Raw genomic sequence first — 16,062 nt, forward strand, 5'->3', positions numbered from 1 at the left:
CAACGTTAGAGGTCGACGTAGCTGATCCCACCAGCCTCAACGTGGGCAGCCCCCGCGCTCAGTTCTGCGGCGAGCGCGGTCAACGCGACAACTTCTTCTTCTGCGATCTCAAAACCCTGCGCGACCTCGTCACTGTACTCGGCGGCACCGATCCCGTACCCGCGCCGCCGCGCCTCTGCCTCTATCTGCGCCGCAACCTCGTACGAGCAACGCACGATGACTTCCCGCCGTAGCCCCCGGCGCTGCCGCTTCGCCTCAAGCACCGCGCCCGCCACAGACGAGCGATAAGCGCGCGTCAGTCCACCCGCCCCCAGCAGCACTCCTCCGAAGTACCGCGTCACCACGGCGACAACGTCACTGAGGCCGGCGGAGGTGAGCGCATCGAGCATCGGAGCACCAGCCGTGCCGCTTGGCTCGCCGTCGTCGTTGGAGCGCTGCACCCGGCCATCCGACCCAATCACAAACGCCGAACAGTGATGTCGCGCTCGGGGATGCTCCGCCCGCACGGCAGCGATCACCTCGCGTGCAGCGGCCTCGTCTTTAACGCGCTCCAGCCGAGTTATAAAACGGGATCGCGAGATCTCAATCTCAGTTTCGACCGTCTCTGCGATCGTCTCGTACTCGGCAGCCATGCCTCCATTCTGCCGGTTCGCGCTATCCTTGCGAGCATGGCCGTACGAGTGGATAGCTGGGTGTGGGCGGTGCGACTTGCCAAAACGCGCAGCCAGGCGACAACCATGTGCCGCGGAGGTCACGTTCGCGTCAACGACCAGACTGCAAAGGCGGCACAGCCGGTGAAGATCGGTGATGTGGTGCGCGTGCGCATTCGGGGTTTCGACAAGATCTATCGCGTCACGGGACTCGCAACCCGACGTGGCAGCGCAACCGAGGCGGCCAAGCACTTCGAGGATCTAACCCCACCGCCGCTCCCCGGGTTGAGCAGCCAGCCGCGGTGATTCGGGATCGCGGCGCCGGCCGCCCCACCAAGCGCGAGCGCCGCGACATCGACCGCCTGCGGGGTCGCGACGTGGATCCGTTTGACCAGGACTGACCCGTGGTTGCCTGGTGCCGCGGCGGTTTGGCGCCTTGGCGCCGCGGGGCATCCCACTTGAGCTTCCGCGCGGTCGCCGGGTCCGCCACGAGCGCCCAGATTACCGACGAAAGGCCCAGCTACCCACGTGCAGGCAAGACGGCCTCTCGTCGGTAACCCGTGCACTCGTCAATAGGGACTGCCCGGACTCGCGCACTTGCCGCAGATCGGGTCGGTAAACTCAGGGGGTGGCCGCGCTTGTTAGTTCTTCCCCCACCACGCTGCGTCTTTCCGCAGCCGAGTGGCAGGCGCGGGCGACCGAGCACGAAGACCGCGCAGACGCGCTCACCGCGGGGCATCGTGAACGTAAACTGCGCGGCGAGAAGCACCCCATCGAAGACTTTCTCTGGCACTACTATTCGGTAAAACCTCGGGAACTGCGGCGCTGGCATCCCGGTGCGGGTGTGGTGCTTGAGGGGGCGGATCGCGGATCCTGGCGGCACTACATGACCGTTGCCACAGCCCCGAACCGATCGGGATCCGACCCCACAGACAACTCGGTCACAACTAGCGCAGACTCCCTCGACACCAATCTCCGCACGGATTCTTTTGTCGACCTCTCCGAGTTCTTCGCCACCCGCGGCGGCACCGTCGACTACGTCGAAAACCTACTCTCGGCGACACTCGAGCGCACACCACGTTACGGTTGCTTTGGGCTACACGAGTGGGCAATGGTCTACCGTATGACGCCCGAACAGCTGCGCCACAGTGCGCTGCCCCTGCGCATCGGCCACGAGGCAACTGACCTCGTTGTGGAGCAGCACCCAATCGCGTGCACTCACTTCGACGCGTTTCGGTTTTTCACGCCGGAGGCGGCGCCCCTCAACACTCTGCAGCCAACCCGGGAAACCCAACCAGAGCTTGAGCAGTCCGGCTGCCTGCACGCCGGCATGGACGTCTATAAGTGGGCGTCGAAGCTCGGCCCGATCGTGCCCGGCGAGGTTCTGCTGGACACCTTCGAACTTGCGCGCGATATTCGGGTGGTTGACATGCAGGCCTCACCCTACGACGTGAGTTCGCTCGGGCTGGCGGTGATCCCGATCGAAACCCCCGAGGGCAAGCGCGAATACTCACGGTTGCAACGCGGGTTCGCCGAACGTGGCAACGGGCTGCGGGAGCGGGTGCTCGAGGCGATTGCGGCGGCCCGGGCCCTCGAGGGTTCGCAAATCTAGCGGTGCGAGTTTGCCGCTTGGAAGGTGCGCAACCGGCAAACTCACACGACTCGATGGGCGCGCGGGATAGGCGCGCGGGATAGGTCTGCGCGGGATAGGTCTGCGCGACAGCACAGGCGCGGCCCGGGGCTCGGCGTGGCCCGGCGCCCCCTAATCGCGCGCCTGGTTGGCGATGTGATTGTGGTGTTGAATCACCTCGGCGACCACAAAGTTAAACCACTTTTCGGCAAACTCGGGGTCCAGGTGCGACTCCTCAGCGAGGCTGCGCAGTCTCTCAATCTGCCTAGCTTCGCGCGCGGGATCAGACGCCGGCATGTCATTCGTCGCCTTCAGCTCGCCGACCTCTTGGGTGCAGCGAAACCGCTCGGCCAACATGTGGACGAGCGCGGCGTCGATATTGTCGATACTCGAACGCAGGCGACTGAGGCGGTGTTGAGGATCTTGCTCGGCGCTCATCACACAGCCCCTAGCCGAGCAGGTCGTGGCGCACCACAACCTGCTCACGCTCGGGGCCGACACCAATGGCCGAGATTCGGGATCCACTGATGGCCTCAAGGGCGAGAATATAGTCTTGCGCATTCTTCGGCAGATCCTCGAACTTGCGGGCACCCGAGATGTCCTCTGTCCACCCCGGGAACTCCTCGTAGATCGGCTTTGCGTGATGGTAGTCGCTCTGGTTGACGGGCATCTCGTCGTGGCGCACGCCATTCACGTCGTAGGCGACGCAGACAGGGATCGTATCGAGACCCGAGAGCACGTCGAGCTTGGTCAGCACAAAGTCAGTGACACCGTTGATGCGGGCGGAGTAGCGCGCCATAGGTGCGTCGTACCAGCCACAGCGGCGTGGGCGGCCAGTAGTGGTGCCAAACTCGAAGCCCTGCTTGCGCAGGTATTCGCCCGACTCGTCGAAGAGCTCAGTGGGGAACGGACCTGCGCCAACGCGCGTCGTGTACGCCTTGATCACCGAGATGATGCGGTCGAGCTGGTGGGGCGGCAGCCCCGATCCGGTACTCGCTCCGCCCGCCGTTGCGTTTGACGAGGTAACAAAGGGGTAGGTACCGTGATCGATGTCGAGCATGGTCGCCTGACCGGCCTCGAACAGTACCGTCTTGTCGTCTTGCATCGCATTGTGCAGCAGCAGCCCCGTGTCGCACACCATCGGCTCGAGCATCTCGCGGTAGCTCAGCAGGTCTTCGACAACCTCGTCAGCCGAGATAGCCCGACGGTTGTAAATCTTGACGAGCACCTGGTTCTTAAACTCGAGTGCGGCCTCGACCTTTTGACGAAGAATGCCCTCGTCGAAGATGTCTTGGATGCGGATGCCGACCCGGTTAATCTTGTCCGCGTACGCGGGGCCGATCCCGCGCCCCGTGGTGCCGATCTGGCGTTTACCCAGAAAACGCTCGGTGACCTTGTCAAGGGTGCGGTGGTAAGCCGTAATGACGTGCGCGTTAGCGCTCACCTTCAGGCGGGAGACATCGACACCGCGGCCACCGAGCGCCTCGAGTTCACCCTTGAGTACCTCAAGGTCAACCACCACACCGTTTGAGATGACCGGCGTGACACCCGGGGTCAGAATGCCGGAAGGGAGCAAGTGCAGTGCGTACTTCTCTTGCCCCACAACAACCGTGTGGCCGGCATTGTTACCGCCATTGAACTTAACGACATAATCGACGCGGCTTCCGAGCAGATCGGTCGCGCGACCCTTACCCTCATCGCCCCACTGGGCACCGGTGATGAGCACTGCGGGCATTTCAGCCCCTTCCTTCGACGGTGGCAGTTACCGGCCTAGTCTAGCGAGGACGGCCGACATAGACAGCTTCGGGCGTTCCGCCGCCCTCCAAACAGGGGTGGCAATCAGGGCAAGATAGTCGCGACAAGCCCACTAGGCCTCCTCGATGGCCCTGATCGCCTCAGGGTCGGCGCCCTCCAGAAATTCCGTCAGGCGATCAACTTCGCTCTGCTCACCAATCGTTGCCGCCGCACGACGCAGCGCATAGAGCGCGCGCAGCACACCGCGATTGGGCTCGTGCGACCAAGGCACCGGGCCAGCACCGCGCCAGCCTGACTTGCGCAGCGTGTCAAGGCCACGGTGGTAGCCGACACGAGAAAAAGCGTAGGCCTCGATCTCACGACCCTCAGCATCGGCCTCATCAGCGAGGATCGCCCACGCGAGGGGCGATTCGGGATGATCCCGAACAATCTGCTCCGCAGGCCGCCCTGCAGCCAGAGCAGCATCTACGTCTGAATCAACTGCGAGCAGGGTGGGTTCGGGGCCAAGAAGGTTTGTGCCAATCATGCGGCCAGTCTATGCGGCGAATCTATGCAGCACGGTTGCGCCGTGGCAGTTACCCCGCGATTTGCAGCGACAGCAGGATCCGCTTCAGTGTTTTGTACTCATCGCTCTGCGCAAAGGACTTGGCCTCATCCGTAGAGGCGAACAGGTGCGGTGGGTTCTCAGCACTGACTTGCGTGGCGTCCGCGAACGAAATCGTTGTCTCCCCTGGGTGCAGCAGATTGTAGAAGGCACAGGAATCCGTTATGCCCTCGTCGGAGAGCCCCAAACTGGCCACAACACCCTTGTCGGTTTGCATTGCACGGTAGACGAACTGCGGCGAAGTGAGATTTTTGATTGTTCTGCTCGTCAGTGTGTAGCCCGGAATCGTCGCGGGTTCTGCATCCATCTCTTGCACGTTCAGAGGCGCAGCATCGCCACACCTGCCACCGAACCCCGATGCCTGACTTGAGAACACCAACTGCTGTTTACCCTGGCCGTCGTTCACTAGAAACTGGAGCGGACCCTGGTTGCCGTACGGCGAAGGCTGCTCCACGACCGCCCAACCGGGCGGCACCTCAAACGAGTAAGGCATGCGCGCGTCAATAAAGCGCTGCCACAAGTCGGGCGTCGATGTTGGGGTGGGAGTTGGCGTAACGGTAGGGGCAGGAGTGGGGCTCGGTGAAGCTGTGGACTTCGCCGTGGTTGTGGGCTTGGCGGAGGGTTCAGGATCCGGCACCGTCGCACACCCAGCCACCCCCGCAAGCAGACCAACCACTACGAGCCCAGCAGCAACAGTCCTGCGCATCCCAAGCCCCTCACCTCAATGCCCAGACCAACACGCCTAGCGGTAGTTCACAAACTGCAGGGCAACATCGACGTCTGCCCCCTTGAGCAGCGCCATCGTTGCCTGCAGATCGTCACGGCTCTTCGAGCTGACGCGCAGCTCGTCGCCCTGAATCTGACTCTTGACCGACTTCGGACCCTCGTCACGAATCAGCTTATTTAGCTTCTTCGCGGTCGCCTGGTCAATGCCCTCCTTGAGCTTCGACTCGATGCGGTATTCCTTGCCACTCGGGTAGGGCTCGCCGGTGTCGAGCACCTTGATCGACATGCCTCGCTTAATGAACTTGGACTGCAGCACGTCAAGCACCGCGTTCGCGCGCTCCTCCGTGTTTGCCTTGATCATAATCGTCTCGCCGCTCAGCGAGACGTCGGCACCTACGCCTTTGAAGTCATAGCGCTGCTCGACCTCTTTGCGGGCCTGGTTAATCGCGTTTTCGACCTCCATTGAGTCGACCTTGCTCACTACGTCAAAAGAAGAATCAGCCATGCCAATAACCATACCCCCGCCCACTGACGTTGATACTGGTAATGCCCCGTTCCAGGGCTGACTCGCCCACTGACTGGCCCCGTGCCTTCAATTTGATCTGTCGTCCAGGAGCGGGGGTTACAGGACCCAGCCAGGCGAGCATGACCTCATAGGAGCCTGGTCAAGAGGCCTCTTCAACGTCCTGTCTGCCCGCCCGGCCGGTTGCCTCCCAACAGAAACCGGAAAGGCAGAACCATCATGACAAACATTGCTGAACCCTGCGACATCTACGCCGGGGTCGATACCCACGCCGACACACACCACGCGGCCGTGATCGATCAGAACGGGAAACACCTCGCAGACGCGCAGTTCCCCACCACGCCCGCAGGCTATGTAGCTCTCACTGCGTTCATCCTCATGTACGGCATCCTGGTTCGTGTCGGGATCGAGGGAACCAGTTCCTACGGGGCCGGCCTTACCCGTCATCTCACCTCTTTCGGGCATCACGTCATCGAAGTGATCCGCCCGAACCGGCAACTGCGCCGTATGAGCGGAAAGTCCGACCCGATCGACGCCTACGCTGCCGCGAAGACCGCGCTCACTGAAACGAAGCAGCCCACCCCGAAATCCGGTGACGGCACGGTCGAGCAGATCCGGTACCTGTTCGCTGCCCGACGCTCAGCGATCAAAGCGCGCACTGCCGCGCAAGTACAACTGAAATCACTCCTCGTGACCGCACCCTCGCTTCTGCGTGAACGGTTCCGTAACGTGACCGATGCAGCCCTCGTCGCTGACCTCGCAGACTTTGATATCCGCCCCTACCCCGAGCATCAAGGCATCGTGATCGCACTGCGAGCACTGGCACGCAGACACCGCTATATCTCGACTGAAATACACACCCTGGATCAAGAACTCGAAACCCTCACGAAGCACACCAACCCGGCTCTGACCGCAGCGCACGGGGTCGGAACAGTCACTGCCGCGCAGCTCCTCATCACTGCAGGCGATAACTCCGACCGGCTCCGCTCAGAAGCCGCGTTCGCGGCGCTCTGCGGAGTGAGCCCGATCCCCGCGTCCTCGGGCAAAACAACCAGGCACCGGCTCAACCGGGGCGGAGACCGGCACGCAAACTCCGCACTTCACCGGATCGCGCTCGTACGGATGAGTCACGAGCCGCGCACGAGAGCATATGTCGAGAAGAAACGCGCGGAAGGGAGAAACAACAAAGAAATCATCAGGTGTTTGAAGCGAGCGATTGCGCGCGAGGTGTTCACACTCCTCACGAAGAATGTTGAGGTGCCTCGCGTGGATGATCTTCGGCCATTCAGGCAAGCGCTGGGGATCACTCTGCAGCAGGTCGCGGAACATTTCAATGTATGGCTGACCAAAATCTCACGCCTTGAGCGTGGCCTCACGCGTGATGATCAACTCGCTCAGGCATATCGGGAATGGCTCGAAACAAGCGCGCCTAAGAGTTGACAACAATAGGAGCATCATCAGGCGGTAGCGGCCGTTGCTGGCGGTGATCCCGAACGACCATTGAAACATTTTGCAATGTGTCACATAACAGGAGTGAATAGTTTGCTATGCTCTTCGACGGTCGGGCATTCCGCTCACAAGCACAATGACCCACACTCCCGTTTTCTCACATCGAAAGGACCACCGTGTCGACAAGCACAGCGCCGCAGACCAAGCGCAGCCTTCCTCAGTGGATGACCTCGTTCGGTTGGCAGATCCTCGCGGCCCTGGTTCTTGGCCTCGCGCTCGGTGCGCTGGCCCTCGCCATTGGACCAGACGCTGCAGACAACCCGAACGGCCTCCAGGCAACACTGGACACGATCGGCAGCAGCTACGTTTCGCTGCTGCGCGCCGCCGTCGTGCCGCTCATCTTCACGGCGATCGTGTCGAGCATCGTTGGGCTGCGAAAGGTAACCAACGCGGCACGGCTCGCTGGCCAAACGCTGCTGTGGTTCGGGATCACCGCGCTCATCGCGGTTACCATCGGCATCGCGCTCGGTGTGACGCTGCAGCCGGGGGCATCCGCTGCGGGAGACTCTGCATTGAAGCCCGCTGATCCCTACGCCGTTGGCACCTGGTGGAACTTCTTGATCGGGCTCGTTCCCACAAACTTCTTGGGCCTGAACGTGAGCGCCTCGTTTGACGCAGATGCGGCATCGGTCTCGGCGAACGCAAGCTTTAACGTGTTGCAGGTCATCGTGATCTCGGTCGCGATCGGCATCGCCGCGCTGAAGCTGGGCCAGAAGGCTGAGCCGTTCATTCGCCTCACCGAGTCAGCCCTCGCCATCATTCAGAAGGTGCTGTGGTGGATCATTCGTATCGCACCACTCGGCACCCTCGGCCTGATCGGTAACGCCGTCGCGGAGTACGGCTGGAACAAGATGGGATCACTCACGTGGTTCGTCGCGGTGCTGTACATCGGCCTCGCGCTTGTGCTGTTCGGGGTTTATCCCGCGCTCATCAAGGCGAACGGACTCTCGGTGCGCCAGTACTTCTCGGGCGTGTGGCCCGCGGTGCAGCTCGCGTTTGTGAGCCGCTCCTCGATCGGCACATTGCCGCTCACCGAGCGGGTTACCGAGCGCAACCTTGGTGTTCCCGCAGCTACGCGTCGTTTGCGGTGCCGCTGGGCGCGACCACCAAGATGGACGGCTGCGCCGCCGTGTACCCCGCCGTTGCCGCGATCTTCATCGCTCAGTTCTTCGGGATCGAGCTGACGCTCGTGCAGTACCTGCTCATCGCACTCGTTTCGGTTGTTGGCTCTGCCGCGACCGCTGGCACCACCGGCGCGACCGTGATGCTCACGCTGACGCTCTCAACACTTGGCCTGCCGCTTGAGGGTGTGGGCCTGCTGCTCGCCGTTGATCCGATCATCGATATGGGGCGCACCGCTGTCAACGTGGCCGGCCAGGCACTCGTGCCGACCATCGTGGCGAAGCGCGAGGGGATCCTGGTGCTGGATCGCTACAACGCACCGCGCCAGGGGCTGGCCTTCGACAACGGCGACGACGCGGATGCGCCCGGCTCGGGGCTGAGGCGGGCGACGCCCGGGATCCCGAGCCGGCCGTGAAGGCGTAGCTGCGGGCACAGTACCCCGCCACCAAGGTCGCCCGGTCGCGCCCGCGCCCGGTCACTCCGGTAGGAGACGGCACTTCTGAAGGATGGATTCGTTCGAATCGGCCCTGCGGGAGTGCCATTTCCTTTTGTAGTGACAGGGCCGAGTGCGGCGTACCCTGTAGACAGCACGACAACAGCAGGGAGCACACAATGAAGTACATGCTAATTATGCGAGCGACCGACGAGGCTCTCGCGGCCTCGAAAGAGATTCCCTTTGAAGAGATGATCGCCACGATGGGGCACTACAACGAAGAACTCGTGAACGCCGGCGTGATGGCCGGCGGCGACGGACTCACCGAACCAGAAGAGGGGTTCGTTGTAGATTTTGCGGCGGATCCGCCCAGCGTCACCGAGGGAGCCTACGGAGCAACCGAGTCACTGTTCAACGGCTTCTGGATGCTCGAGGTCGCCTCACGCGAAGAGGCAATGGAGTGGGCGAAGAAGTGCCCGCTCGGCCCGGGGTCAAAGCTCGAGGTCAGACGCATTCACGGCGTTGAGGACTTCCCACAAGATAACGAGTGGGTGCAGAAGGAAAAGGAGTGGATCGAGCAGGCTGAGAAGGCATAAGCACGGCCATTCTGCGTACGTGAAATGCTGAGGCGAAAACACGAGGCCTTTTTACGCATTTCGCACTGGGGCCACGGCCCCAGTGCGAGTCGCAGAATGACAAAGGTTACCTCACCGAGGCCCGCCGCATCGCTAACCAGGTGACGAACAGCGCGACCACAATCACCACGATTGCGGTGAGCGCCACCCCGAGTCCGGTGATGCCGGCGAAGATCGACCCAAGATTGGGAGCGAGGATCAGGATCGTCACCGCGAGCAATAGCCCGATGCCACCTCCAACAACCGCCGGGCCCTTCGCACCGAAGCGCACCCAGATGGCTCCGAAGAACCCACCAATGGTCAGGCAAAACATTACGCCGAGGAACACTGTCGCCGCGAGAATCAGCGGATTACCTGCGCCCAGCGCATTGACGTCAAGCACGTACACCGACATGAACCAGTGGTTGGTGGCGACCTCAAGACCGAGCAGGATCAAGAGCACCAAGGTAATGTAAGCCGCTTGCAGAGCATTCGCGAGCATGGTGCCCAGCACAAAATTGCGCCGTGTGGCGCCGAGCGCGAGCCCGAAGGGATAGGTGGTCGCCACGGCCTGAACCCCGTAGTAGATAAGGAAGCCGGGCAGCGACCAGACGATGCCGCTGTTCCAACGGGCACCTTCGACGTAGGTGGCCATATCAGCGCCCGCACCACTGCGCTGAATCGCAAGTGCAATGATCATACTCACCACCATCACAAGGCCAACAATGCTGAGTGGTGCGACAACAAAGGTGCTGAGTTTGTTGAGGTGCAGTCGCGTCACCTTCAGTGTGCGGTTCATGCTGCGCTCCGTTCAGTGCGCGACGCTCCCCGCGCCGCTGTTTCCGCTGTGTCGTTTTCAGCTGCCGTGTCACCAACTCCGTAAGCGGCAACGAGGTCTTGCAGAGACACCGGGGTGATCTCAAGGCCGACGGCCTCGGCTGCGACTCGATCCTCGGCCAGTGGTTTCTCACCCACAACCGCGGTCGCAAGCCCACCGATGCCACGCTTTGAAAGCACCTTGCGCCCGGCCACGAAGGTTTGGAGAGCTGCCGCCCTGCCAGCAATTTGGAAGGCGCTGCCGCGAAGCGCGTCAACCTCCTCGTGATGCACCACTCGACCCTGCTCAAGCACGATAACGCGCTCAAGCAAACGATCCATCTCGTCGATGAGGTGTGTCGAGAGGATGATCGTGCGCGGGTGCTCGGCATAATCGCGGAGCAGTTCGTCGTAGAAGATGCCGCGGGCGGTCGCGTCGAGGCCCAGGTACGGCTCATCGAAGAACGTGATCGGCGAGCGCGAGGCGAGCCCCAGCACAATGCCGAGGGCCGACAGCTGACCGCGCGAGAACTTCTTCACGACAGGTTTGCTCGGGATCCGGAACGCCTTGATCAGCCGATCCGCGGTGGCCTGATCCCAGTTCGGGTAGAAGATGGCCGCCGCTCGCACCGCGTGCTTCAGTTTGTAGTCGTCGGGGTAGCGCTGGTTGTCGCGCACGAAACACATTTGCTCGATGATCTCGGCGCGCTCGAACGGCTCCCGGCCGTTGATGCGCACGGTGCCAGAGCTGGGCTGATCCTGCGCTGTCACGAGCGACATGAACGTGGTCTTTCCCGCACCGTTGCGGCCAAGCAGCCCCGTAATGGTGTTTGCGTGGACTTCGAGCGTGACGTTGTCGAGCGCCGTCGCGCCCCGAACCTGCGAGTGAGACCGCGAGTCTCTATGGCAATCTGGGTGGTCATTGTTTCGTTTCTTTCTCAATAAGTCGAATGATGTCTGCCGCGGTGAGCCCGAGCACTTGAGCCTCAGCGAGCAGCGGTTTCACGTAGCTCTCCGTGAGGCCCTGCTGCCTGTCGGCGGCGATGCGCTGTCTCGCTCCCTCCGAGACAAACATGCCGATGCCGCGTTTTTTAAAGAGGATTTCCTCGTCAACCAGAAGGTTGAGTGCCTTCCCCGCCGTCGCGGGGTTGATGCGCATGTGCGCGGCGAGCTCGTTGGTTGAGGGAACCTGCTCCCCCTCCGCGTACGTGCCCCGCAAGATATCGCTTGCGAGCTGATCTGCGAGCTGAAGGAAGATCGGGCGTGTGTCGTCGAACACTCCCTACCTCACTTTCGGTTCTTTGGTTAGTTACTCCACCAACTAACCTACGCACCATGAAAGTCGTTGTCAAGCGCATGCCCACCGCTTAGGAAGGAATTAGCACTAAAAAGGAGCATTTCGCACGAAGCTCTCCCGCATGGGGGCCATCTCCTTCTCTAAGTGATAGCGCAGCTTCATGCGGCCCAGTCACCTCACTGAAAAACAGTCATGAGCACAAGCGAGTCCGCGCCATCAATCAAGTACACGCGCGAGGAATACCCGTCCGTCGAGAACTTGGCGTCGAGTTCAGGGGACCCAAACACTGCTCCGTCTGGAATCACGGCGCGCAACGGTTCAGACAGCCCCGCAATTACCTCGACCGGCTGCACCTCCGCTGCGCTCCTCAAGGCCTGCGCCTCATGTTCTCGCACTTGAGCGAGCTGCCGAGGCATCGGTGCACAAGAAGCGAGCATGCGCCCAAGGGCGACGACTGCGACCGGCCTGATAAAAACACGTCGTTTTGCCCGCTCAAAACGGCCCTCGTTCACGAACCAGCCGCTCTCTGCCACACTCAATCTAACCAGCACTCGGGTACTAGTTCAGGATCCCAAGCTCCATCGCGCGGGTCACCGCGCGAGTGCGGTCACCCACATTGAGCTTTTCAAAGACGTGGATCAGGTGCGTTTTAACGGTCGATTCACCAATAAACAGGCGCTCCGCAATCGCCGGGTTGCTGAGGCCCGCCGCGACGAGAGCGAGGATCTCGTGTTCGCGCGGGGTCAGCTCGGGCGCTGCCTTGCGCGGGGTTGAGGCCCGCGCCACCAACTGCGCCGCGATCGAGGGCGCCAGCACCGTCTGGCCAGCAGCAACCGCGCGCACCCCTGCGGCAAGCTCTTCAGCTGGAGCCGCCTTCACGAGGTAGCCACTCGCACCAGCCTCAATCGCGGCGAGAATTTGGTCGTCGTCTTCGTAGGTCGTGAACACCAGTACCCGCGGTCCATCAAGCCGGACGATTCTGCCGGTCGCCTCTACACCGCCAATGCCGGGCATGCGGAGATCCATGAGCACAACAGCGGGTTCAAGCTCAGTCGCCAGGGAGACCGCTTCCTCGCCAGAGGCAGCCTCACCCACCACCTCAACATCAGATTCAGTGTCGAGCAGCCCAACGATTCCTGCACGCACAATGGGATGATCGTCGACAACCAACACCCGAATCACAGTAATCCTCCTTTGTCGGCGACGCCATCGGTCCCGAGAACAGCAACGAACGGCAACCTAACCTCAAGTGTGGCGCCACCCCGCACCCCCGCACCAAATCGCACCTCGCCTCCGGCCGCACGCAGACGATCTCCCAGCCCGGTGAGGCCAAACCCCAAGGCGCCTGACGTCCCCTGGCCAGGACCAACGCCGTTGTCTTCAACCCGCAGCATCGCAACGTGCCCGCCATGAGCGCCTACCTCACTATCGAGCACCACCCGAACGGCAGTGGCCCGCGCGTGCTTTCGTGCGTTCGCGAGCCCCTCCTGCACAGCACGAAGCAGGATCACCTGCTGCTCACGGTCGAGGGGCAGGATTTCGAGCGAGCACACAACGTCAAGACCAGTATCGGCGCGCAATCGTGCCGCCACTCGCTCAATCGCGGCTTCAAGACCACCATCACCGAGGGGTTGGGTAGTGGCGACCAGGGCTCTGGCCTCGGTCAGCGACTCAAGCGCCGCGGAGTGCACACGGCTCAGCCGATCCTGCACCAACCCCGCGTCGCCCGCGGAAAGCGCACGCTCCGCCTGCTCGCTCAACATGACGAGACCTGTGAGGGTCTGGGTGAGCGTGTCGTGCAGTTCGCGGGAGAGCCTCTCGCGCTCTGCAGAAACGCCGGCCTCTTTCGAGAGCACGGCAACCTCGTGCTGGGTAGCCTGCAGCTTCTCTGCGAGTCGACGCTGGGCCTCGCCGCGCTCATAGATTCGAGTAATCCAGGTGCCCATGACAACCGCAAACACAAATGAGGCAACACCAACTCCCACCGCGACCCAAAGAGCATTTGGCACGCCGAGTCGCACGTATGAGACAGCGGAGCCAATTCCCACCAAGGTTGAAAGTACCGCACAAGCCACCACTGCTTGGCGATACTGCTCCAGGATCGACCACACCATCGGATAGGCCAAAAATTGCACGGTTGCGAAGCTTGGATTCACGGTGGCGGCAGCACCAAGCAACAGAATCCACAGCACCAAAAACACCAGGTCTCGTGGCAACGGTGGCTCTGGACAGGCAAGCGTTGTGCGCCTAACAGCCGCCCTACCCAGGGTGAGATAAAGCAGTGCAAACGCAAGAATCACACCGATTGAGATCGTCGCATTGTTCACCCCGGCCGTGGTGTCTGCGGTTCCCCAGTCGACGGCTCCAATTGAGCCGGGCACCATCATCACACCCAACCCGACAACGACGCCCAGGTCCCACCACCGAGTTGGCCAACGCTGATGGGTATCGCCGTCAGCCAACGTAATGTCAGCGCCAGATGCCGTGTTACTCATGGTTTAACCCTTCCATACGCCACCGACAGCTACGGCTACGACCGCCGCTGCCACCGGAACGTCAGTAGGCTCACCACGAGCCCAACCACGAGCCAGATGCCCAGGTTCAGCGCTACCAGGCCGAGATCCCACGATCCCCCGCTTCTTGCGAAGCAAAGTGATCCGGCAAGAATACCGAGCGCATGCCCTGGGCAAGCCACTTCAGAGGAAAGATGCCAGCGATATTCTGCAGCCACTCTGGCAGCATTGAGAACTGCAGGTACACGCCCGACACAAACTGCAGAATCAGCACGATCGGAATCACGACCGCCGTCGCGCTACGCGACGAACGGGGTAGTGCAGACAGCGCGATCCCGAGCAGAGTCATGGTGACGATACCGAGCACAAAGATCCAGCTGAAGCGCAGCCACAGCGCGGGGTCATTCGGCAGTTCAACCCCGAGCGCGAAGTGCGCAAAGGCTAACAGCAGCGCGAGCTGCAGCATCGACGTCACCAGGATCTGCCCGGCCTTGCCCAGGAAGTAGCTGACGGGCGACAACGGTGTTCCGCCGAGCCTGCGCAGCCAGCCCTCACTCTTTTCTCGGGCAATGTCGATCGCGAGGTTCTGTAGGCCAGAGAGCAGAATACCCGCCGCGACCATACCCGGCAGGTAGTAGGCCGCCATGCCGATGCCACCGGTACCATCAGGCAGCGCCCCAACCTCGCCCTGCGATTCGAAGGCGACGCCGAAGATTCCGAGCATCAGGATGGGAAATAGGAACGTGAAAAATACCGTGTCAGAGGTGCGGAAATAGCCACGAAGTTCCATACGGGCGGCCGAGAGTGCTGAGCGCAAAATGCCTGGCAACTTGAGTGCCTGAACTTCGCGGGCGGGTGCGATGGTGGTCATGCGTTTACTCCTTCGAGTGCCGCGTCTTGCGCGATCAGGTCGAGGTAAATGTCTTCAAGAACCGGGCGCTTCACCTCAAGGTTTCTCGGTTCAGTCCCGCCACTCGCGGCCACCAGCTCGGCGACCAAGCGCGCGGGCTCGTCAGTGCGCTGCTCACGCTGCTCACCGGCATTGTCGACCCAACTCACGAGCGGAGTCCTCGCCTCAGGGCCACCCAGTTCCGCGGGAGGAGCCTCAGCCACAATCCTGCCGCCCGTCAGCACACCAACCCGGTTGGCGAGCTGCGCCGCCTCATCGAGGTAGTGCGTGGTGAGCAGGATCGCGGTGCCGTCGCTCGCAAGACCACGCAGCATGTCCCAGAATTGGTGGCGGGCTTCGGGATCAAAGCCGGTCGTCGGCTCATCAAGAAACAGCATCTCGGGCCGTCCGACGATCCCAAGCGCAACGTCGAGGCGTCGCTGCTGGCCACCCGACATCTTGTTGGCGCGCAAGCCCGCCTGCGCGGTGAGCCCGACGAGGTCAAGCACTTCGTCTACATTGCGCGGGTTTGGGTAGATCGTGGCAAAGTGACGCAGCAGTTCGCGCGGAGTGTTCGGGCCGAAGTCGCCCGTGCCCTGCGACACGAACCCGAGCCTCGATTTCCATTTGCGGGGAGCGATCAGCGGATCCTCACCGAGCACCATCACCTCACCCGAGTCGCGGCGACGCAGCCCCTCAAGAATCTCGATAGTCGTGCTCTTGCCAGCTCCGTTCGGGCCGAGCAGCGCGTAGGTTTCGCCCGCCGCAATGTCGAGGTCGACCCCGCGAAGAATCTCTCGCTCGCCGTAGTGTTTTTTGAGGCCGCGCACGCGCACGACAGCCTCAGTGTTGGTTGTTATTGTCATACATAAAGCATCCCGCGCTTCGCAGTGCGGCGACAGCCTCCGGTGGAAGGATCTTCGCATCCACCGGTCGGTGGATGGCGGCACCTTGTCGCTACTCACCTCGAACCTCGCCCGT

At 62.0% G+C, this 16,062-nt stretch carries 15 protein-coding genes and 4 pseudogenes; 5 read left to right on the plus strand and 14 right to left on the minus strand.

What is annotated here, in order from left to right; translation table 11 throughout:
* Positions 1-5: 5 nt before the first annotated feature.
* Positions 6-632 (minus strand): YigZ family protein, encoded by a 627-nt coding sequence (locus G7066_RS14165; protein WP_166331674.1) that lies wholly within the window; start codon positions 630-632, stop codon positions 6-8.
* 36 nt (positions 633-668) lie between these two features.
* On the opposite strand from G7066_RS14165, the pseudogene G7066_RS14170 reads away from it, so the two are divergent.
* A pseudogene (locus tag G7066_RS14170) lies at positions 669-1,051 on the plus strand (RNA-binding S4 domain-containing protein).
* A gap of 227 nt (positions 1,052-1,278) precedes the next feature.
* Positions 1,279-2,262: a 3-methyladenine DNA glycosylase gene (locus tag G7066_RS14175; RefSeq protein WP_244303049.1), complete on the plus strand. Its 984-nt coding sequence runs from the start codon at positions 1,279-1,281 to the stop codon at positions 2,260-2,262.
* A gap of 150 nt (positions 2,263-2,412) precedes the next feature.
* On the opposite strand, the gene G7066_RS14180 is transcribed toward G7066_RS14175, so the two are convergent.
* From G7066_RS14180 to G7066_RS14200, 5 genes are all read right to left on the minus strand, one after another.
* Entirely contained in the window at positions 2,413-2,718 is a 306-nt protein-coding gene (locus G7066_RS14180; RefSeq protein ID WP_166331675.1) for a chorismate mutase, read from the minus strand.
* Positions 2,719-2,728: 10 nt separating this feature from the next.
* Positions 2,729-4,015 carry an adenylosuccinate synthase gene (locus G7066_RS14185; RefSeq protein WP_166331676.1) on the minus strand — a complete coding sequence of 429 codons (1,287 nt, stop codon included), beginning with the start codon at positions 4,013-4,015 and terminating at the stop codon, positions 2,729-2,731.
* A 132-nt stretch (positions 4,016-4,147) separates the two neighbouring features.
* Positions 4,148-4,561, minus strand: coding sequence for a DUF3151 domain-containing protein (locus G7066_RS14190; protein ID WP_166331677.1), 414 nt, complete (start codon positions 4,559-4,561; stop codon positions 4,148-4,150).
* 49 nt (positions 4,562-4,610) lie between these two features.
* A complete protein-coding gene (locus tag G7066_RS14195) occupies positions 4,611-5,345 on the minus strand; it encodes a hypothetical protein (RefSeq protein ID WP_166331678.1) in 735 nt (244 codons plus the stop codon).
* A 36-nt stretch (positions 5,346-5,381) separates the two neighbouring features.
* Positions 5,382-5,870 (minus strand): YajQ family cyclic di-GMP-binding protein, encoded by a 489-nt coding sequence (locus G7066_RS14200; RefSeq protein ID WP_166331679.1) that lies wholly within the window; start codon positions 5,868-5,870, stop codon positions 5,382-5,384.
* Between the two features lie 237 nt (positions 5,871-6,107).
* Here G7066_RS14200 and G7066_RS14205 point away from each other — a divergent pair.
* From G7066_RS14205 to G7066_RS14215, 3 genes and pseudogenes are all read left to right on the plus strand, one after another.
* Positions 6,108-7,136: pseudogene (locus tag G7066_RS14205) on the plus strand (IS110 family RNA-guided transposase); the annotation flags it as partial.
* 425 nt (positions 7,137-7,561) lie between these two features.
* Positions 7,562-8,934: pseudogene (locus G7066_RS14210) on the plus strand (dicarboxylate/amino acid:cation symporter).
* Positions 8,935-9,131: 197 nt separating this feature from the next.
* Positions 9,132-9,548, plus strand: a complete 417-nt coding sequence (locus tag G7066_RS14215; protein WP_166331681.1) for a YciI family protein — start codon at positions 9,132-9,134, stop codon at positions 9,546-9,548.
* A gap of 106 nt (positions 9,549-9,654) precedes the next feature.
* Here G7066_RS14215 and G7066_RS14220 read toward each other — a convergent pair whose 3' ends face one another.
* The 8 genes and pseudogenes from G7066_RS14220 to G7066_RS14255 form a co-directional block, all read right to left on the minus strand.
* Positions 9,655-10,365, minus strand: coding sequence for a hypothetical protein (locus G7066_RS14220; RefSeq protein ID WP_166331682.1), 711 nt, complete (start codon positions 10,363-10,365; stop codon positions 9,655-9,657).
* On the minus strand, positions 10,362-11,324 hold the full coding sequence (locus tag G7066_RS14225; RefSeq protein WP_244303050.1) for an ATP-binding cassette domain-containing protein: 963 nt from the start codon (positions 11,322-11,324) through the stop codon (positions 10,362-10,364). The genes G7066_RS14220 and G7066_RS14225 overlap by 4 nt, the downstream gene beginning before the upstream one ends.
* Positions 11,302-11,661, minus strand: a complete 360-nt coding sequence (locus tag G7066_RS14230; protein WP_166331683.1) for a GntR family transcriptional regulator — start codon at positions 11,659-11,661, stop codon at positions 11,302-11,304. The genes G7066_RS14225 and G7066_RS14230 overlap by 23 nt, the downstream gene beginning before the upstream one ends.
* Positions 11,662-11,855: 194 nt before the next feature.
* The gene (locus tag G7066_RS14235; RefSeq protein ID WP_166331684.1) at positions 11,856-12,212 is read right to left on the minus strand and encodes a hypothetical protein; all 357 of its coding nucleotides are present in this window, start codon (positions 12,210-12,212) and stop codon (positions 11,856-11,858) included.
* Positions 12,213-12,237: 25 nt separating this feature from the next.
* Complete coding sequence (locus G7066_RS14240) at positions 12,238-12,861, minus strand: response regulator (RefSeq protein ID WP_166331685.1); 624 nt, start codon at positions 12,859-12,861, stop codon at positions 12,238-12,240.
* Positions 12,858-14,174 carry a sensor histidine kinase gene (locus G7066_RS14245; protein ID WP_166331686.1) on the minus strand — a complete coding sequence of 439 codons (1,317 nt, stop codon included), beginning with the start codon at positions 14,172-14,174 and terminating at the stop codon, positions 12,858-12,860. The genes G7066_RS14240 and G7066_RS14245 overlap by 4 nt, the downstream gene beginning before the upstream one ends.
* Before the next feature lie 35 nt (positions 14,175-14,209).
* A pseudogene (locus G7066_RS14250) lies at positions 14,210-15,063 on the minus strand (ABC transporter permease).
* Entirely contained in the window at positions 15,060-15,947 is an 888-nt protein-coding gene (locus tag G7066_RS14255; RefSeq protein WP_166331687.1) for an ABC transporter ATP-binding protein, read from the minus strand. The pseudogene G7066_RS14250 and the gene G7066_RS14255 overlap by 4 nt, the downstream one beginning before the upstream one ends.
* Between the last annotated feature and the right edge of the window lie 115 nt (positions 15,948-16,062).

It is taken from the genome of Leucobacter coleopterorum (genome assembly GCF_011382985.1).
In the GTDB taxonomy this organism is placed as follows: Bacteria; Actinomycetota; Actinomycetes; order Actinomycetales; family Microbacteriaceae; genus Leucobacter; species Leucobacter coleopterorum.